General features: G+C 63.9%; 1 protein-coding gene. It reads right to left on the bottom strand.

The features are described 5' to 3' along the window. Positions 1–144: 144 nt before the first annotated feature. The coding region (locus L6639_RS42895; protein ID WP_237867372.1) for an IS5 family transposase at positions 145–1,187 on the bottom strand (1,043 nt) is incomplete at its 5' end.

Here is a 1,187-nt window from a genome sequence, read left to right as displayed (position 1 = left end):
CCGAAGGCGATTTCACCGTCGGACTTGCCTTCGAAGGTGAGATGCGCCTCTTCGACGAGGTCGAGGAAGCGCTGTCCCAGACGTCCATCTCGACGATGCGCCAGCGGCCGACAAAGGCCTTGGCGAAGCCGGGCGCCTTGGCCATCAGCCGATCTCCGCGATCAGCTTGGGCAGCCGCACCAGATTGTAGGCGGTTGCAGCGAAGGTAAAGGCCCATCCGACGCGATCACGGCCACGGAAGCTGGTCTTCTCTTGCCCGGCGACCGTTTTGATCCAGCCGAATGCCTCCTCGATCCGCTTGCGGATGCGCTGGCTGGCGGCATAGCCACCGTGCCGGGTCGTTCGCCCGTCAATTGCAGAACTACGGCCACTGGTGTTCTGTGCAACATGCGGCGTCACGTTCATCGAGCGCAGCTCGTTGACGAAGTCTTCTGCGTCGTAGGCTTTGTCGGCGCCAAGCGTGATCGCTGTCGGCCGGTCGGCACGAGACTCGATCATGTGCAGCGCGGCCACCCGCTCAGCATGCCCGTCGGCCTGCGTCAGGCAAGCGTCGATCAGTAGGCCGTGGCGGTTCTCCATCAGCCCATGCCCGATGAAGCACAGCTTCGTCTCCTTGCCTTTACCCTTGCGGTAGAGCCTGGCATCGGGATCGGTGGTCGAAGCATGGGTGTCGTTCGAGCGTTTCTGACCATGGAAGTCCGCATCGGCATTGCGCCCGCCGCCCTGCGCCGGCGGCTCGCCAGATCTGTCCTTCGGCTTCACGCTCTTCATCGAGGCCCAGGCCTCGATCAGCGTGCCATCGACCGAGAAGTGATCGCTCGACAGCAGCTTCTTCACCTTGGGCTGCGCCAGCACCGCCGCCAGGAACTTCGCCGCGATGTCGCCTTCCAGCAGCCGGTCGCGGTTCTTCGAGAACACCGAATGGTCCCAAGCTGCGTCGTCGACGCCAATTCCGACGAACCAGCGGAACAGCAGGTCGTATTCCAGCCGCTCCATCAGAAGCCGCTCCGAGCGGATCGAGTAAAACGCCTGCAACAGCATCGCCCGCAGCAGCTTCTCCGGCGGGATCGACGGCCGCCCAATCGGCGAATAAAGCGCGGCAAACTCGCGCTCCAGCATCGACAGCGCCTCGTTCACAATCGTCCGGATCGCTCGCAGCGGATGATCGCGCCGGACCCGCGCCTCCA

Source organism: Bradyrhizobium zhengyangense (assembly GCF_022012555.1).
GTDB lineage: Bacteria > Pseudomonadota > Alphaproteobacteria > Rhizobiales > Xanthobacteraceae > Bradyrhizobium > Bradyrhizobium zhengyangense.
Note: the sequence above shows the minus strand (reverse complement) of the source record. Positions and strands in the feature narration are given on the sequence as shown.